General features: G+C 66.9%; 29 protein-coding genes. 16 read left to right on the plus strand and 13 right to left on the minus strand.

The annotated features are described in order from the left end of the window. Positions 1-4: 4 nt before the first annotated feature. Positions 5-868: an ABC transporter permease gene (locus tag ACGFK1_RS29945; RefSeq protein ID WP_393438390.1), complete on the minus strand. Its 864-nt coding sequence runs from the start codon at positions 866-868 to the stop codon at positions 5-7. Positions 869-1,076: 208 nt separating this feature from the next. On the opposite strand from ACGFK1_RS29945, the gene ACGFK1_RS29950 reads away from it, so the two are divergent. The 3 genes from ACGFK1_RS29950 to ACGFK1_RS29960 are packed head-to-tail and all read left to right on the plus strand — an operon-like array spanning position 1,077 to position 5,199. Then, positions 1,077-2,612, plus strand: coding sequence for a Re/Si-specific NAD(P)(+) transhydrogenase subunit alpha (locus tag ACGFK1_RS29950; protein WP_393438393.1), 1,536 nt, complete (start codon positions 1,077-1,079; stop codon positions 2,610-2,612). A gap of 1 nt (position 2,613) precedes the next feature. After that, positions 2,614-4,053, plus strand: a complete 1,440-nt coding sequence (pntB, locus tag ACGFK1_RS29955) for a Re/Si-specific NAD(P)(+) transhydrogenase subunit beta (protein WP_393438396.1) — start codon at positions 2,614-2,616, stop codon at positions 4,051-4,053. Positions 4,054-4,059: 6 nt separating this feature from the next. After that, positions 4,060-5,199, plus strand: coding sequence for an acyl-CoA dehydrogenase family protein (locus tag ACGFK1_RS29960; RefSeq protein ID WP_393438399.1), 1,140 nt, complete (start codon positions 4,060-4,062; stop codon positions 5,197-5,199). A 69-nt stretch (positions 5,200-5,268) separates the two neighbouring features. Here ACGFK1_RS29960 and ACGFK1_RS29965 read toward each other — a convergent pair whose 3' ends face one another. Beyond that, a complete protein-coding gene (locus ACGFK1_RS29965) occupies positions 5,269-6,468 on the minus strand; it encodes a sensor histidine kinase (RefSeq protein ID WP_393438402.1) in 1,200 nt (399 codons plus the stop codon). Position 6,469: 1 nt separating this feature from the next. Beyond that, positions 6,470-7,111, minus strand: coding sequence for a response regulator (locus tag ACGFK1_RS29970; RefSeq protein WP_393438405.1), 642 nt, complete (start codon positions 7,109-7,111; stop codon positions 6,470-6,472). A gap of 176 nt (positions 7,112-7,287) precedes the next feature. Here ACGFK1_RS29970 and ACGFK1_RS29975 point away from each other — a divergent pair, with 176 nt between their 5' ends. The 5 genes from ACGFK1_RS29975 to ACGFK1_RS29995 all read left to right on the plus strand — a co-directional run bounded on the left by ACGFK1_RS29975 (position 7,288) and on the right by ACGFK1_RS29995 (position 10,040). Further along, the gene (locus ACGFK1_RS29975) at positions 7,288-7,530 is read left to right on the plus strand and encodes a hypothetical protein (protein WP_393438408.1); all 243 of its coding nucleotides are present in this window, start codon (positions 7,288-7,290) and stop codon (positions 7,528-7,530) included. Between the two features lie 61 nt (positions 7,531-7,591). Next, positions 7,592-8,455 (plus strand): LLM class F420-dependent oxidoreductase, encoded by an 864-nt coding sequence (locus ACGFK1_RS29980; RefSeq protein ID WP_393438411.1) that lies wholly within the window; start codon positions 7,592-7,594, stop codon positions 8,453-8,455. A gap of 163 nt (positions 8,456-8,618) precedes the next feature. Beyond that, the gene (locus tag ACGFK1_RS29985; protein WP_393438414.1) at positions 8,619-8,861 is read left to right on the plus strand and encodes a hypothetical protein; all 243 of its coding nucleotides are present in this window, start codon (positions 8,619-8,621) and stop codon (positions 8,859-8,861) included. 77 nt (positions 8,862-8,938) lie between these two features. Further along, positions 8,939-9,187: a hypothetical protein gene (locus tag ACGFK1_RS29990; RefSeq protein WP_393438417.1), complete on the plus strand. Its 249-nt coding sequence runs from the start codon at positions 8,939-8,941 to the stop codon at positions 9,185-9,187. A gap of 22 nt (positions 9,188-9,209) precedes the next feature. Beyond that, on the plus strand, positions 9,210-10,040 hold the full coding sequence (locus ACGFK1_RS29995) for a class I SAM-dependent methyltransferase (RefSeq protein WP_393438420.1): 831 nt from the start codon (positions 9,210-9,212) through the stop codon (positions 10,038-10,040). Here the strand turns inward: ACGFK1_RS29995 and ACGFK1_RS30000 are convergent. Next, positions 10,032-10,493 (minus strand): DUF1348 family protein, encoded by a 462-nt coding sequence (locus ACGFK1_RS30000; protein ID WP_393438423.1) that lies wholly within the window; start codon positions 10,491-10,493, stop codon positions 10,032-10,034. The genes ACGFK1_RS29995 and ACGFK1_RS30000 overlap by 9 nt on opposite strands. Positions 10,494-10,571: 78 nt before the next feature. Here ACGFK1_RS30000 and ACGFK1_RS30005 point away from each other — a divergent pair, with 78 nt between their 5' ends. From ACGFK1_RS30005 to ACGFK1_RS30025, 5 genes are all read left to right on the plus strand, one after another. Beyond that, positions 10,572-11,792 (plus strand): acyl-CoA dehydrogenase family protein, encoded by a 1,221-nt coding sequence (locus tag ACGFK1_RS30005; protein ID WP_393438538.1) that lies wholly within the window; start codon positions 10,572-10,574, stop codon positions 11,790-11,792. After that, the gene (locus ACGFK1_RS30010) at positions 11,792-12,589 is read left to right on the plus strand and encodes a tyrosine-protein phosphatase (protein WP_393438426.1); all 798 of its coding nucleotides are present in this window, start codon (positions 11,792-11,794) and stop codon (positions 12,587-12,589) included. The genes ACGFK1_RS30005 and ACGFK1_RS30010 overlap by 1 nt, the downstream gene beginning before the upstream one ends. A gap of 42 nt (positions 12,590-12,631) precedes the next feature. Beyond that, positions 12,632-13,480: a hypothetical protein gene (locus ACGFK1_RS30015; protein ID WP_393438541.1), complete on the plus strand. Its 849-nt coding sequence runs from the start codon at positions 12,632-12,634 to the stop codon at positions 13,478-13,480. A gap of 83 nt (positions 13,481-13,563) precedes the next feature. After that, positions 13,564-14,181, plus strand: a complete 618-nt coding sequence (locus tag ACGFK1_RS30020) for a fatty-acid--CoA ligase (protein WP_393438544.1) — start codon at positions 13,564-13,566, stop codon at positions 14,179-14,181. Then, positions 14,181-14,372 carry a bacterioferritin-associated ferredoxin gene (locus ACGFK1_RS30025; protein WP_393438429.1) on the plus strand — a complete coding sequence of 64 codons (192 nt, stop codon included), beginning with the start codon at positions 14,181-14,183 and terminating at the stop codon, positions 14,370-14,372. Before ACGFK1_RS30020 ends, ACGFK1_RS30025 begins: the two co-directional genes overlap by 1 nt. Here ACGFK1_RS30025 and ACGFK1_RS30030 read toward each other — a convergent pair. From ACGFK1_RS30030 to ACGFK1_RS30070, 9 genes are all read right to left on the minus strand, one after another. Beyond that, positions 14,332-14,817 (minus strand): DUF456 domain-containing protein, encoded by a 486-nt coding sequence (locus ACGFK1_RS30030; protein WP_393438432.1) that lies wholly within the window; start codon positions 14,815-14,817, stop codon positions 14,332-14,334. The genes ACGFK1_RS30025 and ACGFK1_RS30030 overlap by 41 nt on opposite strands. Then, complete coding sequence (locus ACGFK1_RS30035) at positions 14,814-15,533, minus strand: methyltransferase domain-containing protein (RefSeq protein ID WP_393438434.1); 720 nt, start codon at positions 15,531-15,533, stop codon at positions 14,814-14,816. The genes ACGFK1_RS30030 and ACGFK1_RS30035 overlap by 4 nt, the downstream gene beginning before the upstream one ends. A 9-nt stretch (positions 15,534-15,542) precedes the next feature. After that, entirely contained in the window at positions 15,543-16,238 is a 696-nt protein-coding gene (locus ACGFK1_RS30040) for a haloacid dehalogenase type II (protein ID WP_393438438.1), read from the minus strand. Then, positions 16,235-17,197 carry an NADPH:quinone oxidoreductase family protein gene (locus tag ACGFK1_RS30045; protein WP_393438441.1) on the minus strand — a complete coding sequence of 321 codons (963 nt, stop codon included), beginning with the start codon at positions 17,195-17,197 and terminating at the stop codon, positions 16,235-16,237. Before ACGFK1_RS30045 ends, ACGFK1_RS30040 begins: the two co-directional genes overlap by 4 nt. A gap of 4 nt (positions 17,198-17,201) precedes the next feature. Continuing rightward, a complete protein-coding gene (locus tag ACGFK1_RS30050; RefSeq protein ID WP_393438444.1) occupies positions 17,202-18,065 on the minus strand; it encodes an SDR family oxidoreductase in 864 nt (287 codons plus the stop codon). Positions 18,066-18,077: 12 nt separating this feature from the next. Further along, positions 18,078-19,487, minus strand: coding sequence for an aldehyde dehydrogenase family protein (locus ACGFK1_RS30055; RefSeq protein WP_393438447.1), 1,410 nt, complete (start codon positions 19,485-19,487; stop codon positions 18,078-18,080). A gap of 73 nt (positions 19,488-19,560) precedes the next feature. After that, the gene (locus ACGFK1_RS30060; protein ID WP_393438450.1) at positions 19,561-19,842 is read right to left on the minus strand and encodes a hypothetical protein; all 282 of its coding nucleotides are present in this window, start codon (positions 19,840-19,842) and stop codon (positions 19,561-19,563) included. Between the two features lie 58 nt (positions 19,843-19,900). Further along, the gene (locus ACGFK1_RS30065; RefSeq protein WP_393438453.1) at positions 19,901-20,848 is read right to left on the minus strand and encodes a class I SAM-dependent methyltransferase; all 948 of its coding nucleotides are present in this window, start codon (positions 20,846-20,848) and stop codon (positions 19,901-19,903) included. 316 nt (positions 20,849-21,164) lie between these two features. Next, a complete protein-coding gene (locus ACGFK1_RS30070; RefSeq protein WP_393438456.1) occupies positions 21,165-21,803 on the minus strand; it encodes a TetR/AcrR family transcriptional regulator in 639 nt (212 codons plus the stop codon). 163 nt (positions 21,804-21,966) lie between these two features. Here ACGFK1_RS30070 and ACGFK1_RS30075 point away from each other — a divergent pair, with 163 nt between their 5' ends. From ACGFK1_RS30075 to ACGFK1_RS30085, 3 genes are read left to right on the plus strand one after another with little or no spacing between them, the layout of a single operon-like run. Beyond that, the gene (locus tag ACGFK1_RS30075) at positions 21,967-22,533 is read left to right on the plus strand and encodes a TetR/AcrR family transcriptional regulator (RefSeq protein WP_393438459.1); all 567 of its coding nucleotides are present in this window, start codon (positions 21,967-21,969) and stop codon (positions 22,531-22,533) included. A gap of 46 nt (positions 22,534-22,579) precedes the next feature. Further along, positions 22,580-24,718: an FUSC family protein gene (locus ACGFK1_RS30080; RefSeq protein WP_393438462.1), complete on the plus strand. Its 2,139-nt coding sequence runs from the start codon at positions 22,580-22,582 to the stop codon at positions 24,716-24,718. Then, positions 24,715-25,911: an NAD(P)/FAD-dependent oxidoreductase gene (locus ACGFK1_RS30085; protein ID WP_393438465.1), complete on the plus strand. Its 1,197-nt coding sequence runs from the start codon at positions 24,715-24,717 to the stop codon at positions 25,909-25,911. The genes ACGFK1_RS30080 and ACGFK1_RS30085 overlap by 4 nt, the downstream gene beginning before the upstream one ends. Positions 25,912-25,913: the final 2 nt, after the last annotated feature.

Consider the following 25,913-nt stretch of genomic DNA (forward strand, 5'->3'; position numbering starts at 1 on the left):
AATCTCATATCTTTCCTCTCCACGGGACAGCCCGCCGTTCCACGGCGCGAAGCAGACCGTCGATGACAAGGCCGGAGATCCCGATGGCGAAGATGCCGACCAGCACGACGGGGGTGTTGTTGTAGTTACTTGCGTCTTTGACCAGACCGCCGATGCCGGGCAGCCCGTTGAACAGTTCGGCGGCGACCACCGACGAATACGCCATGCCGACGGCAAGCCGGATGCCGGTGAAGGTCTCCGGCAGTGCGGCCGGGACGACGACGTCGCGGATCACGTCGCGGCGGGACGCCCCCAATGCGCGGGCCGCCTCCTGCAGCCCGACGGGCGCGGCGACGACGGCCGCGGTGGTGGCGACGGCGGCAGGCGGCAGTGCGGCCAGCGCGAGCAGGGTGATCTTCGGGGCCTCGTCGATGCCGAGCCAGATCACCAACAGGAAGAAATAGGCCAGCGGCGGCAGCGCCCGCAGGAACGTCAACCACGGTTCCAGCACGCTGCGCACCCAGCCGACCGAACCCATCACCAGACCGAGCAGCACGCCGAGTACGACACCGATCACCACGCCCGCGAACACTCTGCGCAGCGTCATGTAGAGGTGCTCCCATAACAGGTAGCCGGCGTAACCGCGGACCCCGTCGTGGCTGGTGGACACATCGAGAAAGGCCCGCCACACCGCACTCGGGTAGGGCACGAATGTCTGGTTCCAGATGCCGCTGGCAGCGACGAGTTGCCAGACGACGAAGAAGACCGCCACCGACAGCAGCGGCAGCACGGCGCGCGTTAGCCCCCCGCGCCATGTGCCCGATGGCACGACGGGCGCCGCCGAGTCGACGTGCGACTCGTCGGGAGCGATGTCAACGAATACCGACACCCGGACACAATTGCGGCTCGCCGCGTTGCTGGGAATGGCTGCGCTCAGCACGAGTTTTAATGACCCAGGCGCCGAGCGCCCACAGGACACATGGCCGAATCTGTCAACTCTTAGACTGACGTATTCCACTCGTCCCATGACGAGCTGTGTCGAGGGGGCATCGTTCCCCCCGACCGGACCGTGACAGAATTAGATCGGATCGAAATCGATGATCATCGGGATCCCGAGAGAGTCGCTGCCTGGCGAAACGCGGGTGGCGGCGACGCCGCAGACGGTCGGCCAACTGATCAAGCTGGGCTATGAGGTAGTGGTCGAGTCCGGCGCGGGCGCCGCCTCCAGCTTCTCTGATGCAGCGTTCACCGAGGCCGGCGCAGAGATCGGCGATGCCTGGACGGCCGACGTGGTGCTCAAGGTGAACGCGCCGGACGACAAGGAGATCGCCGCCCTGCGTGACGGCGCCACCTTGATCAGCCTGATTTCCCCCGCGCTCAAGCCTGAGCTCGTCGAGCAGTTGGCCACGCGGCCGATCTCGGTGCTCGCCATGGACGCTGTCCCGCGCATCTCGCGGGCCCAGTCGATGGATGTGCTGTCGTCGATGGCGAACATCGCCGGCTACCGCGCCGTCGTCGAGGCCGCTCATGTGTTCGGCCGGTTCTTCACCGGGCAGGTCACCGCGGCGGGCAAGGTGCCGCCTGCCAAGGTGCTCGTGGTCGGCGCGGGCGTCGCCGGCCTCGCCGCCATCGGCGCGGCGGGCAGCCTCGGCGCGATCGTGCGTGCCACCGATCCTCGCCCTGAGGTCGCGGATCAGGTGAAGTCCCTTGGCGGCGAATATCTTTCGATCGAGTCGCCGGAGGCCGAGGTGTCGGCGACCGGTTACGCCAAGGAAATGGGCGACGACTACAAGGCCCGTGAGGCGCAGTTGTATGCCCAGCAGGCTGGTGACGTCGACATCATCATCACCACCGCGCTGATCCCAGGACGACCGGCGCCGCGCATCATCACCGCCGACATGGTGGCCTCGATGAAGCCCGGCAGCGTCATCGTCGACATGGCCGCGGCCAACGGCGGCAACGTCGAAGGCACCGTCAAGGATCAGGCGGTCGTCACCGACAACGGCGTGACGATCATCGGCTACACCGATCTGGCGGGTCGGCTGCCCGCAACCGCTTCTCAGCTGTACGGCACCAACCTGGTCAACCTGCTGAAGCTGCTCACCCCGGAGAAGGACGGAAAGCTGATCCTCGACTTCGAGGACGTGGTTCAGCGGTCGGTCACGGTGGTCCGCGACGGCGAGATCACCTGGCCGCCGCCACCGGTGCAGGTGTCCGCCGCTCCGGCCGCCGCCGCCGCCGCGCCGGTCGTGGAAAAACCGGCCAAGCAGCCGATGACGATCGCTCGCCGACTCGGGCTCACCTTCACAGCCGCCGCGGTGCTGTTCGCGTTGATCGCTCTGTCACCGGCCGCGCTGCAGGTGCACCTGACGGTTTTCGCATTGGCCATCGTGATCGGCTACTACGTGATCGGCAATGTGCACCACGCGCTGCACACCCCGCTGATGTCGGTGACCAACGCGATCTCCGGCATCATCGTCGTCGGTGCGCTGCTGCAGATCGGGCACGGCATCTTCGGCGGGGGGGTGGTCGTCACCGTGCTGGCGACCCTGGCGACCCTGCTCGCCAGCATCAACGTCTTCGGCGGTTTCGCGGTGACCCGCCGCATGCTGGCCATGTTCTCGAGGAGCTGAGATGTTCACCCTGGAAACCACCGCGACCGCGGCGTACGTCGTCGCGGCCATCCTGTTCATCCTCGCGCTGGCCGGCCTGTCCAAGCACGAAACCTCAAGGGCCGGTAACACTTTCGGTATCGTCGGGATGGCCGTCGCGCTGATCGCGACGATCGCGCTGGCGTTCGCCCGCCACATCGAACCGCTCGGCGTCGCGCTGCTTTTCGGCGCGATGGTCATCGGTGCGGCGATCGGGCTGTGGCGCGCAAGGGTCGTCGAGATGACGGGCATGCCTGAGCTGATCGCGCTGCTGCACTCGTTCGTAGGGCTGGCCGCCGTGCTGGTCGGCTGGAACGGTTACCTGGACGTGGAACGTGACCTCGTTGGTTCCGAGGCCGTCCTGCTGCAGCACGAGGGCATGCTGGGCATCCACTCGGCCGAGGTCGTCATCGGCGTCTTCATCGGCGCCGTCACGTTCACCGGTTCCATCGTCGCCAACCTCAAGCTCTCGGCCCGCATCAAGTCCGCGCCGATGATGCTGCCCGGCAAGAACTTCCTGAATGTCGGTGCGCTGGTGGTGTTCGCCGCGCTGACCGTCTGGTTCGTGATCGACCCGCAGCTGTGGTTGCTGGTGGTGGTCACCGTGCTGGCGCTGCTGCTGGGCTGGCACTTGGTCGCCTCGATCGGCGGCGGTGACATGCCGGTGGTGGTGTCGATGCTCAACAGCTATTCCGGCTGGGCCGCGGCGGCCTCGGGCTTCCTGCTGTCCAACGACCTCTTGATCGTCACCGGCGCGCTGGTCGGGTCCTCGGGTGCGTATCTGTCCTACATCATGTGCAAGGCGATGAACCGGTCGTTCATCTCCGTGATCGCGGGCGGTTTCGGGATCGAGGCGGGGCCCGCTGACGACAAGGACTACGGCGAGCACCGCGAGATCACCGCCGAGGGGGCCGCCGAACTGCTGGAATCGGCCAGCTCGGTGATCATCACGCCGGGTTACGGAATGGCCGTCGCGCAGGCCCAGTACGGAGTCGCCGACCTGACCCGCAAGCTGCGTGACCGCGGCGTCAACGTCCGCTTCGGTATCCACCCCGTGGCGGGTCGCCTGCCGGGCCACATGAACGTGCTGCTGGCCGAGGCCAAGGTGCCCTACGACATCGTGCTGGAGATGGACGAGATCAACGACGACTTCGACGACACCGACGTCGTGCTGGTCATCGGCGCCAACGACACCGTCAACCCGGCTGCGTCGGAGGATCCTGGCAGCCCGATCGCGGGTATGCCCGTCCTCACGGTGTGGAACGCCAACAATGTCATCGTGTTCAAGCGGTCCATGGCCTCTGGATACGCGGGCGTGCAGAACCCGCTGTTCTTCCGGCAGAACACCCAGATGCTGTTCGGTGACGCCAAGGACCGGGTCGACGCGATCAACGCGGCGCTCTCGGAGACCGCGAAGGTCTGACCCTCGATGCCCGTCGACCGGCTGATGCCTTCGCAGGACGCTGATGATCTGATCGCGCTGACCCGCGACATCTGCGACAAGGTGCTGGACCCCATCGTCGACGCGCACGAGAAGGCCGAAAGCTATCCCGAGGGCGTATTCGCGCAACTCGGTGCGGCGGGGCTGCTCAGCCTTCCCCAACCCGAGGAGTGGGGCGGCGGCGGCCAGCCGTACGAGGTCTATCTCCAAGTGCTCGAGGAGATCGCGGCGCGCTGGGCGGCCGTCGCGGTCGCGGTCAGCGTGCACAGCCTGTCGTCGCATCCGCTGCTGGTGTTCGGCTCCGATGAGCAGAAGCAGCGTTGGCTACCGGGCATGCTCTCGGGTGAGCAGATCGGTGCGTACAGCCTGTCCGAGCCGCAGGCCGGTTCGGACGCCGCGGCGCTGCAGTGCAAAGCAACGCTCGCTGACGGCGGCTATGTGGTCAATGGCTCGAAGTCGTGGATCACCCACGGCGGGCGGGCCGACTTCTACACCCTGTTCGCGCGCACAGGGGAAGGCTCACGAGGCATTTCGTGTTTCCTGGTACCCGGTGATCTGGCGGGGCTGAGTTTCGGCAAGCCGGAAGAGAAGATGGGCCTGCACGCGGTGCCGACGACGTCGGCGTTCTACGACAACGCGCTTCTCGAAGCCGACCGGTTGATCGGTGCGGACGGCCAGGGTCTGCAGATCGCGTTCTCGGCCCTGGATTCGGGGCGGTTGGGCATCGCCGCGGTTGCCGTCGGGCTGGCGCAAGCGGCGTTTGATGAGGCCGTGAAGTATGCCAACGAGCGAACGACGTTCGGCCGCAAGATCATTGACCATCAGGGCCTCGGCTTCCTGGTGGCCGATATGGCCGCGGCGGTCGCCAGCGCACGGGCGACGTATCTCGATGCGGCGCGTCGGCGCGATCTGGGTCGGCCGTACTCACAGCAGGCCAGCGTCGCGAAGTTGGTGGCCACCGACGCCGCAATGAAGGTCACCACCGACGCCGTTCAGGTGTTCGGCGGCGTCGGCTACACCCGCGACTTCCGCGTGGAGCGGTACATGCGCGAGGCGAAGATCACCCAGATCTTCGAGGGCACCAACCAGATTCAGCGCCTGGTGATCGCCCGCGGGCTCACTTCCTAGCGCATAGGGCCCCGCGGATTGCGGTGAGCAGACGCAAAACTGCCTATTTTCCGCGGTTTTAGGGCAGTTTTACGTCTGCTCGCGGGGAGCCTCGCGGGGAGAGGTGACCGTGACCCGGGTGCCTTCGCCTGTCTGCGAGTCGATCTCCATCGACCCGCCCATCGCGTCGAACCGGGCCAGCAGCGAGCCAAGGCCGATGTGGCCGTCGGCGACGTACTGCGCGACGATCGCGGGATCGAAGCCTGTCCCGTCGTCGTCGATGGTCAACACGATGCGGTCGTCTTTCTTGCTGAGGCCGACGCGGACCGTGGATGCCTTCGCGTGTTTGCCGATGTTGGTGAGCAGTTCACGCGCCGCCCGGTACAGCAAGGCCTGCGACTCCGGCTTGCCCACATCTTCCAAGTCGGCTTCGACGCGCACATCCGTCCGGGATTCGAACTGCCGCAACAGTTCCCGCACCGCCGGCGTGAGGCCGAGCTGCGCCAACACCTGAGGATGCAACTGCGTGACCGTCGATCGCAGTCCAGTCGCGGTTTCCTGCAGCGCCGCGTACACCATGTCGAGTGCGGGGTCGGGGTTGCGCTCTCGCGCCTCATCCAGTTCGAGCCGCGCCGCCAGCAGCGTCTGCAGCGGACCGTCATGCAGATGCTCGGCGACCTCGCGGTTGTGCCGCTCGTCGGATTGCATTGCCTCCGAAACCAGTTGACGCCGCATTTCCTGCAGCGCTCGCACCCGCGCGGACCGTCGGGCCAGCACGTAGCACAGTGCGGTCATCGCGACGGCCAACCAGAGCAGGAAGCCGAAGTGCGTGTACACCATGTTCGGCAGGCCGACCTTGTCGTCGCGCTCGGAGTAGAAGATCCACACCGCGAGATAGCCTGCCGCCGTGACCGTTCCGATGATCGCCGTCATCCATGGCCGGTCCTGAAAAGCCACCGATATCGGCAGCAGAAAGAAGACCGGCAGCAGGGCCGCGGTCGCGCCGCCGGACACCAGGCACAGCGTCAGGATGACCATCAGGTCGACGCTGGTGGACGCCCAATCCCCCCATCGGGGCACCGGCCCCTTGAGCACCGCCACCAACCACAGCACCGCGGCCAGCGCGTACACGCCAAGGATCACCGCGTACAGTCCGGGCAACCAGTGGTCGACCTCCCAGATCCATACCAGGACGCCGATCAGGCCGATCAGCGGCAGCCGCAGAATCGCCGAGACGCGTACCGGTTCGGCGGCGAAGTAGTCGATGAAGGGCTGGACGCGGCGCGTCACGCTACTCCAGCAGCTTGCGGCGCATCGCCTCGGCGACGGCGGCGCCGCGGTCGCTGACACCGAGTTTCTCGTAGAGGCGCTGCACATGCGTCTTGACGGTTGACGGTGCCAGGTACAACTCCTTGGCCATCGCGGGGATGCTGCTGCCCGAGGCGATCAGCTTGAGCACCTCGCGCTCCCGCGGGCTGAGCACCGGGCCTTCGGGTTCGGCGCGCTTGCGGATCTCCCCGGCCAGCCCGGCGGCGAGGCTGGGCGCGACGACGTCGCGGCCCTTGGCGCAGTCCAGGACCGCGTTGATCAACTCGCTTCTGGTCGACTCCTTCGGCAGAAAGCCGGCCGCCCCCTCCTGCAGTGCGCGGAACACGATCGCGGACTCGTCGTGCGCGGACACCAGTAGCACCCGGGTGGGCAGCTCGTCGCGCTGCACGGCGGCCGCCACCTCGGCGCCGTCCATGCCCGGCATTCGGTAGTCGAGCAGCGCGACCTGCGGCGAGTGTGTCCGGATCGCCTCCAGCGCCGACAGACCGTCGTCGGCTTCCGCCACCACCTCGATGGACCCGCTCGACGTCAGCGCCCGGACCACCCCGTCGCGAAACAGCGGGTGGTCGTCACCCACCACCACGCGCACCTTTTCGCTGGTCACCCAGCCAGCGTCGCACAGCACCCGCCGGTTGTTCCGCCGATTGGGGGACCCGCAATTCAGCCGTGTCAGGGGCCGATCACCGGACATACAAACGATCCGCGGGGCGACATTCTTGAATCATCGCCGGAACACGCCGACGAAATCCATCAAAAGTCCACGGACACAGGAGAATTCACATGAACAGCAAAAGATTCGCTCGCTACTTCGCCTTCCCGATCGTCGCGGCAGGAATCATCGGGGGCGCGGCCCTCGGCCTGGCGGGCGCGGCCAGCGCGGCCAACAACGCGGACGTGCGCCAGCCGGACGTGGTGGCAACACCCGACGTCAAGGCCCACCCGGCGCCCGTGGTCATGCCGGGCCAGTACTGGCACCACGGGATCCACCAAGTCGAGGTCCTCAAGCCCGGCTACATCCGCTGATCACCCGCATCGAGGCCCTCGCCCAGGAATTGGGGGAGGGCCTCGACGCGTTGGGCCACGTATGCGGATCGGCGTGGTGTTCCCCCAGACCGAACTCGGCGGTGACGCTTCGGCGGTGCGCGCCTACGGCGAGCGGGTCGAGGAACTTGGTTTCACCCACCTGCTGGCCTATGACCATGTGGTCGGCGCCGACCCGACGGTGCACGAGGGCTGGTCCGGTCCCTACGACGTCGAGACGACGTTCCACGAGCCGTTGGTGATGTTCGGCTACCTGGCCGCGGTCACTACCACGCTGGAGTTGGTGACCGGCGTGATCATCCTGCCGCAACGGCAGGCGGTGCTGGTCGCCAAGCAGGCCGCCGAAGTCGACCTGCTCAGCGGCGGACGGTTGCGGCTGGGCGTCGGGCTCGGCTGGAACGCCGTCGAGTACGAGGCGTTGAACGAGGACTTCTCCACCCGCGGCCGACGGCTCGGCGAGCAGGTCGAGGTGATGCGGCGACTGTGGACCGAACGGTCGCTGACATTCGCCGGCCGGCATCACCGGGTGACCGGGGCGGGCCTTGCTCCGCTGCCCGTCCAGAGGCCCATTCCGGTATGGATCGGTGCCGCATCCCGGCCTGCGCTGGAGCGCGCGGGCGGGGTCGCCGACGGCTGGTTTCCGATGATGGCCCCAGGCCCGCAACTCGACGAAGCGCGCGACATCGTGGCCCGGGCGGCCACCGCGGCGGGCCGAGACCCCTCGTCGCTCGGGATGGAGGGCCGCGTCACCTGGCGCGGCGACCTCCACCAGGCGGCTGACGACCTCGCCAAGTGGGCCGCCGCGGGCGCCACCCACGTGTCGGTGAACACCATGGGCGCCGGGTTCCGCACGGTCGACGAGCATCTGGCCGCGCTGGCAGCCGTCGCCGAGCAGCTTCCCGGCTGACACCACCCGCACCGGCCCGTTCCCCCGATCGGGGGAACGGCGATTCATCTGTCCAACCTCCGATCGCCGGACATACATCACGTGCGAAGAACGGCAGTCTTATGTCATCGCCGGAACACACCGGCCGACAAGACCAAAAGCTAACGGAGACAGGATAACTCAGATGAAGAACTTCGCACACTACTCGCGTTTCGCTGCGCTGCCGATCGTCGCAGCCGGCATCATCGGCGGCGCCGCGCTCGGCCTGGCAGGCACCGCAGGCGCTGAGACCACCGACGTGCATCAGCCCAACACCGTTGCCGCCCCTTCGGTCAAGGCGCACCCCGCACCGGAGGCCCAGCCCGGATGGCGCTGGCATCACGGTGTGCATCACCTGGCCGACCTGCAACACGGCTACACCCGGTAGCCCCCAAGACAGAAGCCCTCCCCGAAAGTAGCCCCGGGGAGGGCTTCTTCAAGCCCAACTCTCACAGGAGAACTCAGATGAAGATCACCTCGACACTGACCCGCTACCTCGTGCTACCCGCCATCTCCGCGGGCGCATTGGGCGGCGCTGCCCTCGGCGTCGCGGGCCTCGCCAACGCGGGAACCTATCCGACGCACGACCCGAAGCCGCGACCCGGCATCGTCGCCACCCCGGGCACCGTCGCCCGCCCGCCGGTGGTGATCGTGCCCGGGCACCGCTGGCACCGGGACCGCACCTTCGTCATCGACATCCCTGTCGGTGAATAGCGTCCGGCCCTACTGTTGGGCGATGGGCACGAATCCGCTGCACGCGATGTGGTCTGCAGCGGCACCCTCCTGGCAGGATTTCGCGGACTACGTCGACGACCGCGAAGCCGCCGTGGGCGAAGCCATGTTGCGGATCGCCCGAATTGAGCCCGGTGACGACGTCCTCGAACTCGGCTGCGGGCCCGGCGGTGTCGGACTCGCGGCGGCCGAACTCGTCGGCCCCGACGTCCGGGTGGTGTTGTCGGACGTCGCTCCGGAGATGACGACGATCGCTGCGGAGCGCGCCGAGCGACGAGGCCTGCGCAACGTCGTCACCCGCGAACTGGACATGGAGCATCTCGATGTTCCGCGCGCCTCGTTCGACAAGGTGCTGTGCCGCGAGGCCCTGATGCTGGTGACCGATCCGGTCGCGGCCGCCACGGAAGCGCGTCACGTACTGCGCCCCGAAGGCCTGGCGGTGTTCGCCGTGTGGGGACCGCCGACCGAGAACCCGTGGCTGAGTGCCTTGCTCGACGCGGTCGGCGCGCAACTCGGCGCGCAGGTGCCACCGCGTGGCACTCCGGGTCCCTTCGCCCTGTCCGAACGGGGCGCGCTCGCCGCGGTGCTCTCGGCCGGTGGATTCCAGCGCGTCGACGTCACGGAAGTCGCGGTACCGATGGGCGTCGAATCGTTCGACGAATGGTGGCGAATCGTGCCCTCGTTGGCCGGACCGGTGGCAGCGCTGCTTGCGTCGCTGCCCGACGATATGACGTCCGCGATCCGGGCCGATGCCGAGGCGGCACTGCGGCCGTTCAGGACGGACGCCGGCTACGACATCCCCGGCCTCAGCTTCGTCGGAGCCGGCTCACCATAGCGGGATGTCGAGCCCGTACTCGGATTCCGGTCTCGGGCCGAAGTACCGTCGCTCCGACTCCTCGATCTTGACATCGTTGATGCTGGCCTCCCGCCGCGCCATCAGGCCTTCCGGCGTGAACTCCCACAGTTCGTTGCCGTAGCTGCGGTACCACTGCCCGGCGGCGTCGTGGCATTCGTATTGAAAGCGCACCGCTATCCGGTTCTCCCGGAAATCCCACAGGCTCTTGCGAAGCACATAGTCGAGTTCTCGCTCCCACTTCTGGGTGAGGAACTCGACGATCTGCTGCCGGCCGATTACGTGCTGATCGCGGTTGCGCCAGTGCGAGTCCGCCGTATAGGCGAGGCTGACTTTCTCGGGGTCACAGGTGTTCCACGCGTTTTCGGCGGCCTGGACCTTTTGGCGCGCGGTCTCGAGCGTGAACGGTGGGAACGGGGGGCGGCTTTCGGTCATGTCATGTTTGTACGCCCGATGAGCCGCCGTGATTCCCTGAACAGGCAGGTGTCATATCGTGGCCGCATGGACTTCGCGATGTCGGCCAAGGGCCAGGACTACTACGACCGGCTCACCGACTTCATGGTCGAGCACGTCTTCCCCGCCGAGGCCGCCTACGACGCGTATCGCGAGGAGAAGGGCCCCAAGGATCACACCGTGCCGCCGGTGGTCGAGGAGCTCAAGAAGCTGGCCAAGGAACGCGGCCTGTGGAACCTGTTTCTGCCCGCGGTCTCCGGCTTGTCCAACCTGGAGTACGCGCCGCTGGCCGAGCTGACCGGCTGGAGCATGGAACTGGCGCCCGAAGCCACCAACTGTGCCGCGCCAGACACTGGCAACATGGAGACGCTGCATCTGTTCGCCACGCCAGCGCAGAGCAGCCAATGGCTCGAACCGCTGCTGAACGGCGAGATCCGCAGCGCGTTCGCGATGACCGAGCCCGCGGTGGCCTCCAGCGACGCCCGCAATATCCAGACGACGATGCTGCGCGACGGAGACGACTACGTCATCAACGGTCGCAAGTGGTGGATCTCGGGTGCCGCCGACCCGCGCTGCAAGATCCTGATCGTGATGGGCCGCACCAATCCGGATGCGGCCAGCCATCAACAGCAGTCGATGATTCTGGTGCCCGTCGAAACAGAAGGAGTCACCGTCCTTCGGTCGCTTCCGGTGTTCGGCTGGCAGGACCAACACGGGCACTGCGAGATCAGCTTCGACAACGTGCGGGTGCCGGTATCCAACCTCCTCGGTGAGGAGGGCTCGGGCTTCGCGATCGCCCAGGCCCGGCTCGGACCTGGCCGCATCCACCACTGCATGCGGGCCATCGGGGTGGCCGAGCGGGCCATGGCGCTGATGATCGACCGGGTGAACAGCCGCATCGCGTTCGGTAAGCCGTTGGCCGAACAGGGCGTGGTCCAGCAGCAGGTTGCATTGTCGCGCAACGAGATCGACCAGGCGCGGCTGCTGTGCCACAAGGCGGCGTGGACCATCGATCAGCATGGCAACAAAGCCAAGGAAGCCCAGCAGCTGGTCGCGATGATCAAGGCCGTCGCCCCGCAGATGGCATGCAACGTGATCGACCGCGCGATCCAGGTGCACGGCGCGGCCGGCGTCAGTGACGACACCGTGCTGGCCCGGCTCTACGGCTGGCACCGCGCGATGCGGCTGTTCGACGGCCCCGACGAGGTGCACATGCGCACCATCGCCCGCAATGAACTGGGCAGGGAGAAGAGCGCATTGCAAGCGGCGGTGACTCCCTAGTGTCCGTCGGCGTAGGAGAACTGTCGGGGGCGTGGAACTTTCGTGATGTGGCCGAGGAGACGGGCATCCGGCCGGGCCGGTTCTTCCGGTCCAGCGAGCTGAGCCACCTCGACGACGGTGGCCGTGAGGCCTTCCGCCAACTGGGCATCACCGATGTCGCCGACCTTCGGTCCGCCCGCGAGGTCGAGCGGCACGGCCCCGGGCTGGTGCCGCAGGGCGTCGAGGTGCACCTGCTGCACTTCCACGAGGTGTCTGCCGTCGCCGGTGAGGCGCCGCACGAAACCGCGTTTCAGAAGATGATGAGCGAAAAGCCCGACGATGAGGACATCACCGTCGCCGCCCGCCGGTTCATGACCGAGGAGTACATGCGCTTCCCGACGCTTCCTGGCGCGCAACGCGCTGTGCGGCAAGTCATTTCGCTGCTTGCCAACGAGCGTCCGGTGATCACCCACTGCTTCGCGGGCAAGGATCGCACCGGCTTCACGGTCGCGACGGTGCTGGGTGCTGTCGGTGTCGACCGTGACGTCATCGTGGCGGATTTCCTGCGCAGCAATGCCGCGGTGCCGCGGCTGCGAGAGCAGATCCTGACGTCGATCAGGGAACGCACCGACACCGACGAAGAAATTACGTTCGCCGAAGCACGGTTGACCGACGCGGTGCTGGGAGTGCACGAGGACTATCTCGCCGCGTCGCGTCGGTCCATCGAACAGAATTACGGTTCGTTGCGGGAGTACCTGAGCGGTGCCGGAGTGACGGCCGATGACCTCGCGCGGGTGCGCACGGCGCTACTGGGTTAGCAGCTAGCTGTCGGTGGCGTCCGCCACGCTCATGCCATGAGCTTGGGGGAGCCTTTCATCGGTAGCGCGGCCGTGGCCACGGGCATACTGACGCGCCACGCATTGCGAACCAGATACGCCGCTGTCCACCATGATGTGTACATCGGCAAAAACACCGAACCGACCGCGGTCCTACGCGCCAACGCCGCATGGCTTCGGTCGCGAGGTCACGGCATCGTTGCGGGCTTCTCCGCGGCGGCGCTGCATGGTGCGAAATGGATCGACGCGCGTCTGCCCGCCACCCTCATCGACACAAACCGGCGGCGCGCCAACGGCATCACGGTGTGGGCCGTGGCCGTCGATGAGGACGAGCTCACCATTGTCGACGGCGTGCGCCTCACCACACCTGCCCGGACAGCGGTCGACCTGGCCTGCCGCTATCCCGTCGACACTGCGGTGGCCGCGATCGATGCGCTCGCGAGGGCGACCCGCTTGAAGGTGGCCGACATCGAGTTGGCGGCGCAGCGCCATCCTCGCCGCCACGGTCTGCGGGGCGCTCTCGAAGCGATTCGACTGGTCGATCCCGGCGCCGAATCGCCCCGCGAGACATGGCTTCGACTGCTGATCATCCGGGCCGGCTATCCGCGGCCCGAGACCCAGGTTGCCGTCTACAACGAATACGGGGTGCTTATCGGCGAAGTCGACTTGGGTTGGCGCGAAAGGAAGCTCGCCGTCGAATACGAGGGTGCTCACCACCGCGGTCCCGCGGTCTTCGCAAAGGACATCAAGCGGATGCGAGAAATGACCGAGGCCGGTTGGTTCGTCATCAGGGTGACGGCACGCGACACAGAGGCGACGTTCCTGCGCCTGCTCGCCGACGAGTGGACGCGCCACCCTGACACGGTTGCGTAACGCCACGGCGGAAATCCGGCTCGAAACTCGCCATGGCGTTACGCAAAATCGTCGCTACCCGGGCGGTAGCGTCCTTGCCGACGATGATTCCGGAAACGCAATCGCTGGTACTGACCACCGACTATCGCGTGCCCGACCCGAGACGGGTGTGGCCGCTGCTGGAGCGGCGCCGCGAGGGCCTCGCCGCGCTCGGCGCGCATCATGTGTTCGTCTACACATCGACCAGCGATCCTGAGCGAGTGCTGGTGACGATCGCACTCCAGACGCGTGAACCGGTTGCCGAACTTCTGCGGTCACGAGCGTTCTTCGAGTGGTTCGACGCCGTCGGTGTCGAAGACCTGCCCGCCGTGTTTGCGGGTGAGCTCGTCGAGCGGTTTGATTTCGTCGACGCGGCCACCAGTCCGCCGGGCATCGTCGTGGTGGGCATTCTGGCGGTCGACGATGTGGCGGTGTTTCGAGCACATGTTCGCCAGACCCGAGACCTGTTCCTGAAAGCAGGAATTCGTCGAGTGCGGATCTTCGAGGCGTTCGACGACCCCGCCGAGGTGATGTTCCTGCATGAACTGTCCGATGCGGACAGCGTGCAGAACTGGTTGCGACGCCCCGACATTGCCGCCGAATGGTTTTCGGATGCGGGCGTCGGTGCCTATCCGCCACTGTTCATCGGCAGGCTCGCGCACATGATGCGCATCGACGCCTGATGTATGTCTGCCTGTGTCTGGGTGTCACCAGCGACACCATCGGCCGCGCGGTGGCCGCGGGCGCGACAACCTCCAAGCAGGTCGCCGACGCGTGCGGCGCTGGATCGGAATGCGGCAGGTGCCGTCGGACCGTACGCGCGATCATCGACGCTACTGAGTTAGGTAGACGCCCCCCACCCACGCCGCCGTAGCCAGCATCGCGCCGCACAGTTCCACCCCGACCGACAGCGCGACACCTTTGAGCGCGTGTTTCGTCGAGATCCATGCGACGCGTTGATCACGTCGCTTCGCCAATTCGGCCAGATAGATTCCGAGAACGAAGCCGAGCACAAGGCCCAGCACCGGTATCACGAAGAAGCCGACGATGCCGAGCACCGCGCCTGCCAGCAGACTCCAGGTGCTCACATCGGCTGCGCGCATCCGCCGCGCCGGCCACAGGTATTTGACCAGGGTGGCAGCGGCCAACAGCGCGGCCACCACCGCCAGCGTCACCCATCCGGTCACGTTGTCCTCGACCACGGCCCACACCGCGATCGCCGCGAACACCAGTAGTGTCCCCGGCAGCAACGGGACCACGATGCCGAGCACCCCGACGGCGATCGCCAGCGCAACCAAGACCAGTCCGCCGGTGCTCACGGCCGTCTACCGCGCACCCACTGGATGGTCCCCAGGTTCTTGGTCCGAACTCCGACAAGGCCGAGATCTTCGAGCGCGTCGCCGATTTCGTCGTCGGTGAAGAAGTGCGCTCCCCCGTCGGGCAGCAGTCGCATCAGCGCGCCCGCCCGCCCAGCGGTCGGGACCATCACCGCCATCCGAGCGCCGGGCCGCAGCATCCGGACCATCTCGGCAAGGGCCGCAGGAGGTTTGGGGATCAACTGCAGCATCGCGATCGACACCACCGCGTCGAAGCTCTCGTCGCGAAACGGCAGCCGCTGCGCATCGGCGCGGACAAAACCGACCTGAGGCCCCGCTTCCGCGCGCACCGCGCGGGCCAGCATCGGCTGGGAGATGTCGACGCCGAGCGCCAGTCCGCCGGGACCGGCGGCGCGCGCCAGCGAAGCGGTCACATTGCCAGGGCCGCTGCCGACGTCGAGGGCTGTTCCGCCGCGCGGAAGCTGGAGCCACTCGATCGGATGCTGAAAGGCGGTCATCATCCGGCGCGCCAACAGCTGCGCCCTGTCATACAGCATCGAGCCGACGGGTGAGGCCCACGCCGCCTGGATCAGGCCGGTGTTCTTCGGCGTGTCTGCGGTCTCGGCGCCGCCAAGCAGATCGAGGTAGCCCTTGCTGATATCGGGATTCGGCGGTGGGTCGGCGAGCAATTCCACCGCCCGCTGCAACGCTGTGCTCATCACACCACGCTACGCACCGAGCTGATCGGCGAGGTCGACGAAATCCGTCGCCGTGAAGTCGAACTCGCCGGGCGTGACCCGGTTGGGCTCCGCACCCGCGCCGTGCTCCAATGGCCGGTCGACGTAGGCGGTGCTCAAGCCCGCCGCGCGCGCCGCCTTCAGGTCACTGGGGTGAGCCGCTACCAGCATCAGCTCATCCGGTGCCACCCCGAGCAGGTCGGCACAGCCGAGGTAGGCCTCCCGGTCGGGCTTGTAGTGATGGAACAACTCGGCGGAGATCACGCAGTCCCACGGCAGCCCTGCCCGTTTGGCCATGTTCGTCAACAGCGACATGTTGCCGTTGGAAAGCGTCGTGATGGTGAACTTCTTTTTCAACCGGGTCAGCCCCGCGATGCTGTCGGGCCACGGATCGAGCCGGTGCCACGCCCGGTTCAGCTCGTCGATGTCGTCGGAGCTGACCGACGCGTCGTCCAGCAGGTCGACCAGGATCATCCGGTGCAGGTCGTCGATCCTGGTCCAGGGCAACTCCCCGCGGCGCACCCGGTCCATCGCAGGGGCGTAACCGGCCCGCCAGTCGTCGGCGAACGCCTGCCAATCCCGTTGCAGCCCATGGCGTTGCCCGAACTGCTCCAGCTCGCGGATGATGCTGGAGCGCCAATCGACGACCGTCCCGAACACGTCGAACGCCAACGCCTTTACTGTCACGGCTCCAACACCACCTTGCCCAGCACGCCGCCGTCGGCCAGGCTCTGCAGCGCGGCCCTGCCCTCAGACAGCGGATACCTGATCGGTGGCGGCGGCCGTAGTCCCGCCTTGACCAATTCGGTGACACCGAACTCGAACAGCGCCTGAGCTCCCGGCTTGCGGTTGACGTACTCGCCGTAGCCGACACCGATGACGCTGACGTTGCGCAGCAGCAGTCGGTTGACCTTCACGGTCGGAATGCCGCCCGCCGCAAAGCCGATCACCAACAATCGGCCCTCGGTGTCCAGCGCCCGAATCGCATCGTCGAACGCCTCGCCGCCGATCGGATCCACCACCAGATCGACGCCGCGGCCATCGGTCACGTCCTTAACCGCCTGCAGCCAACCGTCGGTCAGCGGCAACACCACGTCGGCGCCGAGCGTCTTGACGAAGTCGGCGGCCTCGGGTCGGTGCACCATCGCGATGACCGTGGCGCCCAGCGCCTTGGCGATCTGCACCGACGCGGTGCCGATGCCGCCACCGGAGCCGAGCACCAGCACCGTCTCGCCCTGCCGCAGCGCGCCGCGCTTGGCCAGCGCGAAATACATCGTCTGGTAATTGCCAAGCAGCGCAACGGCTTCGGCGTCATCGACATCATCGGGCGTCGGCTTGAGGTTCGCCGCAGGAACCGCCACCTGCTCGGCCCATCCGCCGAGCATCGCCAGCGCGGTGACCCGCTGACCCTCTTTGAAGTCCGACTCGTACGGCGCCGACCGGACCACGCCAGCGACCTCCATGCCCGGAATGAACGGGGGTTCGAGGCGCAACTGGTACTCGCCGCGCAGGAGCAGCAGGTCGGGAAAGCTCACTCCAGCCGCACCGACATCGATGACCACAGCATCGTCACTGCGGACGTCATCGACGTCGGTGTACATCAAGCCTGATGGGCCGGAAAGCTCCTGCGCGACAAGCGCTTTCATCCGATCAGCCGAGGCTGAAGGTGGCGTGCTTGGCGGCCGAGAGGTCGGTGATCTCCCCCCACTTGGCAGCGACCTCGTCGACGCTGGGCACGTGGTCGAACGTGACACCGTCGTTCTGGAACAGCGCGGCACGCTGCACCTTGCCACCACCGACGATGAAGATCGACGCGGTCTCGGGCACCTCTTCGGTGCACAGCTGCGCGACCACCGGTGCGACGTATTCCGGTGTCAGCTTCTCCAGGACCTCCTTGGGAAGGATGTCCTCGGTCATCCGGGTGGCGGCGATCGGCGCGACGGCGTTGGCCTTGATGTTGTACTTCGCGCCCTCCTGGGCCAGCGTGTTGATCAGGCCCACCAGACCGAGTTTCGCGGCGCTGTAGTTGGCCTGACCGAAGTTTCCGAACAGGCCACTGGTCGACGTCGCGACCACGACACGGCCGAAGTTGTTCTCGCGGAAGTGGGGCCACGCCGCGCGGATCACGTTGTAGCCGCCGTAGAGGTGCACCTTCAGCACCGAATCCCAGTTGGCGAACTCCATCTTGTGGAAGGTGCCGTCCCGCAGGATGCCCGCGTTGCTCACCACGCCGTCGACCTTGCCGAACTCGTCGACAGCGGTCTTGATGATGTTGGCGGCGCCATCGGGTTCGGCGACCGAGTCGTAGTTGGCCACCGCACGGCCACCGGCGTCCTTGATCTCCTTGACCACCTGGTCCGCCATGTTGTGGCCCGCGCCGGTGCCGTCCCGGGCACCACCGAGGTCGTTGACGACGATGCTGGCGCCTTCTTTGGCGAGCGTCAACGCGTACTCACGCCCGAGTCCGCCTCCGGCCCCGGTGACGACGATGACGCGATCCTGCACTCCTGGCATGAGGTTCCTTTCTCAGAGCAGCCGTCTGGCGAGCTTGAAAGCCTTCTCTGTATACGGGGGATAGATGAACGCGCCGACATCGGGTCGGGTTGGTTTGGTCATCACGGTCTTCTTGTGACTGAATTGCTCGAAGCCGAACTTGCCGTGGTAGGCGCCCATGCCCGACGGACCGACACCGCCGAACGGCAGCTTGTTGGTCGAGAACTGGAACAGCAGATGGTTGACCACCATGCCGCCGGCGGTGACCTCCTTGATCACCCGCTCGCGGACGCTCTTCGTCTTGGTGAACAGGTACGCGGCCAACGGTTTCGGCCGCGCATTCACGAAACCGATTGCGTCGTCCAATGATTGAACGGTCACGATCGGCAGGATCGGGCCGAAGATCTCGTCGGTCATCAGCGGCTCGGCCGGGTCAGGGTCGACGACGACGGTCGGCTGGATGCTGATCTTCGACGGATCGGAGCCACCGCCGACCACAACGTCACCCTTGGTCGCGGCCAGCGAGGCCGTCAGCCGGTCGAAGTGTCGCTCGTTGACGATGCGCCTGCCGCTGGGGTTCTTCGCCTCGAACGTCGTCACCGCGGCTTTGATCTTGTCGATGAGTTGGTCGCGGATCTTCGCATCGGCCAGCACATAGTCCGGTGCGATGCATGTCTGGCCGGAGTTGATCAGCTTGGTCCACGCGATCCGCTTCGCCGCGACGTCGATGTCGGCGTCGGCGGAGACGATCACGGGGCTCTTGCCGCCCAATTCCAGTGTGACGGGCGTCAGGTTCGGCGCTGCGCCTTCGTAGACCTTTCGGCCGATCTCTGTGCCGCCGGTGAAGCAGATGTGATCGAAGCCCTGCGCGATCAGCTCCTGGCTGACCGTGCCGTCACCTTCGATCACCGCGATGGCATCGTTGTCGAGGTACTTGGGCACCAGTTCGGCCATCAACGCCGACGACGCGGGACACACCTCCGAGGGCTTGAGGAGCACGGTGTTGCCCGCCGCGATGGCCCCGACAGCGGGCCCGAGTGTCAGTACGAACGGGAAGTTCCACGCGCCGATGACGAGGACGGTGCCGTACGGCTCGTACTCCACCCAGCCGCGTCCGGGCAACTGCGACATCTCGAGCAGGCGGTAGCGACGGCGCATCCACTTCTTTACGTTCTTCGCCGCGTCCTTGGCCTCGCCGGCGGTGCTGGCGATGTCGGCCAACCACGCTTCGAACGGGCTTCGGCCCAGGTCCTTTTCGAGCGCCTCCATCACGGCGCCCTCGTTGTCGATCATCATTTTCTCGAGCGCCAGCAGTTGCTGCTTGCGCCATTCGACGCTGCGGGTGCGGCCGGATTTGAACGTTTCCCGCAGCCGCTTGACGGTGCCTGGGATGTCGACGGCCGGAGTCTTGACCGTTTCGCGCGCGACGGATTCGGTGGTCATAGTGGGTCCTTCCGAGCGGAGGAGGAATACCCGATCCTAACCAACCGGTTGGCTCGGCCAATAGGGCCAACTACTAGCGCCTGGGATATCTCCGCGGTGCTTGGCGCGGGCTGGGCTGGCGCAACCGCGTCGTCGGAGCGTCACCGGGCGGCCGCGTCGGCCGCACGCCCGGCGCGGCGAGCGGTCGCGGACTGCGCGCGCGGAACGGTCGAGTGGGCACGTTGGGCCAGCCCGAGGCCAGCAGCATGCCGAGGACCACCGCGACGAATATGACGTTTCGCCGGGGACCTGCCGCGGTCACGGGGCCCGACTCGGGCTCGCGCCGAGGCCCGGTCAGCGTGGCGGAGGCGGTCATTTCACGAGCAATACCCGCGACGACAGACGCATAAGCAGGCCGGCGCTTCTCGCCAGCATCAGCCGAGGCTGGCGTGGACGAACACGCTGTCCATCGCTTCGTCGACGAGGCCGTTGGCCGCCGGTCGCCCCAGCCGCGCCATTTCGTCGGTACTGGGCACCGTGTGGACGCGCCAGCCGTGAGCGGCCAGCCATTCGGCCGCGTCGTTGCGCTCGTCGTCGGTGTACATCAACGTGTCGACGTCGAGGTCGAGCCCGAGCCGCTCGCGCAGTTGCGCGGTGCGCTCTCTGCGAGCCGCGCGCTTCTGCGGGGAGTGCTGCGACGGGTCGATGTCGAACGCCTCGACCGCGATCTGGCTGCCCGCCGCACTGTGCTCGGTGACCAACGCGAACAGCCGGTCCTGCGCTTCGCCGGGGAGATAGGGCAGCAGGCCTTCGGCCAGCCATGCCGTCGGCCTTCCGGGATCGAACCCGGCGGCGATCAGCGCCGCAGGCCAGTCGTCGCGCAGGTCAACGGCGACGGGAACCCGCCGCGCCTTGGCGATCGCGCCGTGCGCGTCCAGCGTCGACGTCTTGTAGCTCAGCACCTTGGGTTGGTCGATTTCGAAGACCGTGGTTCCCGCCGGCCAGTCGAGCCGATATGCGCGTGAGTCCAGCCCCGCGGCCAGGATGACCACCTGGCTGATGCCGGTCCGCACCGCCGCGGTGAAGTAGGCGTCGAAGTAATGGGTGCGTACCGCTTGATAGTCACGCGCCATGTCGTGCATGCGGCGGCCGTCTTCGTCATCGCCCAGCCAACCGGTGTCGGCACTGGCCATCTGCGCCCATGCGGGCCCCGCCGATGACGCCAGCAGATAGGCGTACTCGTCGCGGATCAACGCATCGGGGCGGGCGGTCTCAGCGGCCCGCGCGGCCGCCACGCCCAGCGCTGTCGCACCGACGCTCTCGGTGATGTCCCAGCTATCGCCATCCGTGCGGACCAGCCGCACTTCACTCAGATCAGTCATTTACTGAGCGATGTTAGCGAAAATAATTAGCAGAGCTATACGAATGTGGCCTACTTCACGCCGGGAATTGCCGTAACCACCGGGCGTATCCCTTTGCGGAGCGTGGATACGCGGTTGCCGGAAGGAAACAGCCCCGTGATGGTTGTCACTAGCAAAACGACGCTCGCCGCGACCGTGGCGACGGGGGTAGCGGCGGTTGGGTCATCGGCAGCCTCGCCCTGCCCACGGCATCACATCGGCTGCAGGGCAACGTTTTTCGCGCACCGCAGATCGCGGTGACGAAGATGGCCGTCGCGCTACCGCGTGGAAAAACCGGTTACTGGTGCAGGTTCCAGAGCTTGTTCGCCATCAGCAACTCGAACTTGTGCACGACCGACGTCAGGTCCTCGTGGTTACCGACGAAGCCGGCGTAGAAGCCCATCCCCCACATCACCGCGACCAGCATCTCGACCAGATGGCTGACGTCGGTGTCGGTGGTCAACTCGCCGCGCTTGATCGCGTCGTTGACGGCCCACGCCATGAATTCGCGCGACGCGCGCAGTGAATCGTGCTCGTCGTTGCTCAACTCCGGATGGCGCTGCGACTCGAGCACGGAAGTGACGAGAAATGCTGCGGCGGAGCGGTCCTCGGAGTCTGCCTGCATGGCGACCGAGAAAAATGCGGAAAGCCTGCCGAGCAGACTGGTCTCACCCTGGGCCCGTGACATTCCCGCGCTAACTACCTGTGCGTTGGTTTGCTCCACGACCTCGGTCCACAACACGCGCTTACTGGCGAAGTAGTGGTTAATGGCGGGGCGGGTGAGATCGGCCCGGATCGCAATCGCCTGGAAAGTCGCGGCGTCGTAGCCGAGTTCGCTGAACACCTCGCGAGCCGCTTGTGTGATGCGTTCACGCGTTTCGGCTGCCTTCGCTGCGGGTGGACGACCTGGCCCTCTACTAGCGGTATGTTGCGGCACGGTCAAATTGTGCCACAGCTCACTGATTTGTTTGCCGCGGTGTCAAAACCCGGCCACTTTGTGCAGTCGGCCCAGCAAATTCGCAGTCGTTTAGCTATCCGAATAACGAACCGACCTCGTCGTGCCAGCCACAAAAAGAACAGGGCCCGGTTAGGGTGCTGCCATGGCGAGCGTCACGTCGCGCGATTCCTACTTCGAAGCTGGTCTCGAAGTGCTTTCGGACCTGGGTTACGGCGGGTTGAAGCTGGCCGAGGTCTGCAACCGTCTCGGCGTCACAACTGGGTCGTTCTACCACTACTTCTCCGGCTGGCCCGGGTTCACCAAGGAACTCGTCGCGTACTGGATGCAACGGCAAACCCTACAGATTGTCGAGGCGGTGCGCGCCGAGCCGGATCCCCGCCGCCGCATCGACACGCTGATCCAGGAGGGGCTGTCCCTTCCCCACGGCGCCGAGGCCGCGATCCGGGTGTGGAGCGCAGTCGATCCCCAGGTCTCATCCGTCCAGGCCGCGGTGGACCGGCAGCGCTTCGACATCATGTACGAGTCGGCGTTCGAAGTTCTGAACAACAAACGCCAGGCCGAGGTGTTCGCGGCGTGGGGTGTCTACGTGCTGGTCGGTTACGAGCAAGCGGTACTACCCCGCGACGCCGACGCGCTGCGATGGATCGCGGGGCAGCTGGCCGATGCGCTGGACTCGGGCCGGTTCTCGTCGGTGCCGGACGGTGAATAGGGCGCGCCACTTCTTGCCTACTGAAACGGCTGCGGTGTTGCGCCACGTGCTGGATCGTCTCCGCGCACGTGACCCGGAGTTCGACGCCCTGCGCCGCGCATCCCGGGCCGCAGTCGTGCTGCCCATCGCCGCCGCGGTCAGTTTTGCGCTCGGCGGGTCGCAGACACCGTTGTTCGCCATCTTCGGTTCGGTGGCCCTGCTGATACTCGTGGACTTCCCAGGCAATCGGCCCGCTCGGGCGTTGGCCTACTGCGGCTTGGGATTCAACGGCGCCATCCTCATCACGCTGGGCACACTGGTCGCGCCGCACGCGTGGTTGAGCGTGGCATCGATGTTCGTCCTCGGCGTCGCGGTCATCTTCGCCGGTGTGCTCAGTGAGATCGTCGCCGCCGGCCAACGCGCCACGTTGTTGCTGTTCGTGTTGCCTGCCTGCACACCGGTCGGTCCCCTGCCGGAGCGGCTGCTCGGCTGGCTGATCGCGTTGGCGCTGTGCGTACCTGCCGCGTTGTTCCTCTTCGCGCCTCGACACCACGACGAGCTGCGGGCCAATGCGGCGCGGGTCTGCAACCGGCTTGCCGATCGACTCGAGGGCACCGCCTCGGAGCGTGAGGTGACCAAGGCGATGAACGCGCTCGACGCCGCCTTTCTCGGCGCCGACTACCGGCCGGTGGCATTGACCGCCGGCAGCCGTGCGCTGGTCCGCGTGGTCGATGACCTCGGCTGGTTGTCCGATCAGATCGGCGACGACACCAGTGAGCTGCTCGGAGCGATGAAAGATCCTGCGGTGCGCGTGCTGCGTGACTGCGCGGCGGTGCTGCGATTGCGCGATGTCTCCGAGCGGCTGGCGCTCAGCGCCCACCTCCGGGACGCGCTGACCGATTTGCGGTCGATTTCGCAGGGGCATTACCGCGAGGACATCGTCGCAGTGCTCGACGAAGCCAACGACGCGGCGGCGGTGGTCGTGGGGCGAAAGCTGCTGAAGCGCAGGACGATCGCCGCCACCATCGCCGTCACCGGGCGGATCATCCGCAACGCGGCGGCCGCGGACGCCAGGCCGGTGTGGGCGCGGGTACTGGGCCGCCGACTGCCCGACACTGGCGCGGCCGACTGGGTGATGCCCGAGACCGTTGCCGTGGCGGCCATCACCAGAGGGTTCCTTGCAGCGGATGCAGTGGTGCTTCGTAACAGCCTCCGCACCGGTCTCGGCCTCGCCGTCGCGGTTGCCGTCACTCATCTGTTTCCCGTCCAACACGGCTTCTGGGTGGTGCTCGGAGCGATGTCGGTGTTGCGCAGCAGCGCCCTCACGACCGGCACCCGCGTGGTGCGGGCGGTGGCAGGCACGGCGGTCGGCTTTGTCTTGGGCGCGGTCGTCATCGAATTTCTCGGCGTCGACCCGGTCGTGCTGTGGATTCTGTTGCCGGTCGCCGCATTCGGGTCGGCGTACGTGCCGGAGGTGTACTCGTTCGTCGCTGGGCAGGCCGCGTTCACCATGATGGTGCTGATCAACTTCAACCTGATCGTGCCGACGGGTTGGAAGGTGGGCTTGATCCGCGTCGAGGACGTCGTCGTCGGCGCACTGGTCGGCATCGTGGTGTCGCTGTTGCTCTGGCCGCGGGGCGCGTCGGCGGCGGTGTCGAAGGCGATAGCCGATGCCCGCGCGGTCGGTGCGGAGTTCTTGTCCGCAGCCGTGCACCGCGTCACCCGCGGCGCATCCGAAGCCGCAACGGATCGGGTGACCGCGCTGAGCCGACAGGCCCTTGACGTGTCCCGCACAGTGGACGACGCAGTGCGGCAATATCTCTCGGAGAACGGCGGGACGACCGCGCTGAGGGCGCCGGTGGTACGGGCCGCCAACCGGGCGATCCGGGTGCGTGCCGCCGCCGAGTTGATCGCCGACGTCGTGCCCCCGCCACTGGAGCCGTACCGCCGCACCCGCGAGGTGCTCGAGACCCACACTGACGTGATCTGCGCGCGGCTCACCGGCGACCCCGCCCGCGAATTCGAGTCCCTCAGCGACGACTTCGTGCTCGCGCTTCGCGCCGACGGCGCCGACGATGTGGAGGTCCGGCCCGCCCGAGAGGCAGGGGGACTCGCGGTGTCGGCCGCATTGCCTCTGACGGCCGTCGCTGCCCATCTCGGTGAACTCGAACTCCTCTATCCGCACCCGGTAGCGTCGGCCCGATGAAGGACGTCCTGGTGCTGGGCTCCGGTTTCGCGGGACTGTGGGCCGCGCTCGGTGCGGCTCGGCGACTCGACGAACTCGGCGTGGGTGCCGGTGATGTCCGAGTCACCGTGCTCAGTTCGCTGCCCTACCACGACATTCGGGTGAGGAACTACGAAGCGGACCTGACGCCGTGCCGGATTCCGTTGACCGAGGTGCTCGACCCTGCGGGCGTCGGGCACCTCACCGCCGACGTGACGGCGATCGACCCGGCGACGCACACCGTGACGACGTCGACGGGCGCGCACACCTACGATCGCCTCGTCGTGGCCCTCGGCAGCCAGGTCGTCAAGCCCGATGTGCCCGGCATGCACGAGTTCGGCTTCGACGTCGACACGTACGACGGCGCGAAGAGGCTGCAACGGCACCTCGCCGGGCTCGACCCGGCCAACCCAACCTCGAGCACCGTCGTCGTCGTGGGGGCCGGACTGACGGGCATCGAGACCGCGTGCGAGATGCCCGCCCGGTTGACCTCACTGTTCCCCGACGCCACGCCTCGCGTCATCCTCGTCGACCACAATCCGCTCGTCGGCTCGGACATGGGCGCGTCGGCACGCCCGGTGATCGAGGCCGCGCTGGCATCGACGGGTGTCCAGAGCCGACTCGCGGTGCGCGTCACCGCGATCGACGAGGCAGGCGCGCGGCTGTCGACCGGCGAGGTACTGGACGCGGCGACGGTGGTGTGGTGTGCGGGCATGCGAGCCAACCCGCTCACCGCGGACCTGGGTGTGGCATGCGACCGCCTCGGCCGGGTGCCGGTCGACGACCATCTGCGGGTGGTCGGCGTGCCGGACGTGTTCGCCGCGGGCGATGTCGCCGCGGCACGGATGGACGACGTGCACCTGTCGGTGATGTCGTGCCAGCATGGCAGGCCGATGGGCCGGTACGCCGGCTACAACGTGGTCAGCGATCTGCTCGGACAACCGATGCTGACTCTTCGGATTCCTTGGTATGTCACCGTTTTGGACCTCGGCCCGGCCGGCGCGGTGTACACCGAAGGTTGGGAACGGCAAGTAGTTGACACCGGCGAATCCGCGAAGGCCACCAAGCGTGTGATCAACGGGTCGCGAATCTATCCGCCGCTCGACGGGGACCGCGGCGCGCTGTTGGCGGCTGCGGCACCTGCCCTGCAGGGCAGGCCAAGCGCCGAGGGCTGAGC

This window comes from Mycobacterium sp. NPDC048908 (assembly GCF_043197955.1).
Taxonomy (GTDB): domain Bacteria; phylum Actinomycetota; class Actinomycetes; order Mycobacteriales; family Mycobacteriaceae; genus Mycobacterium.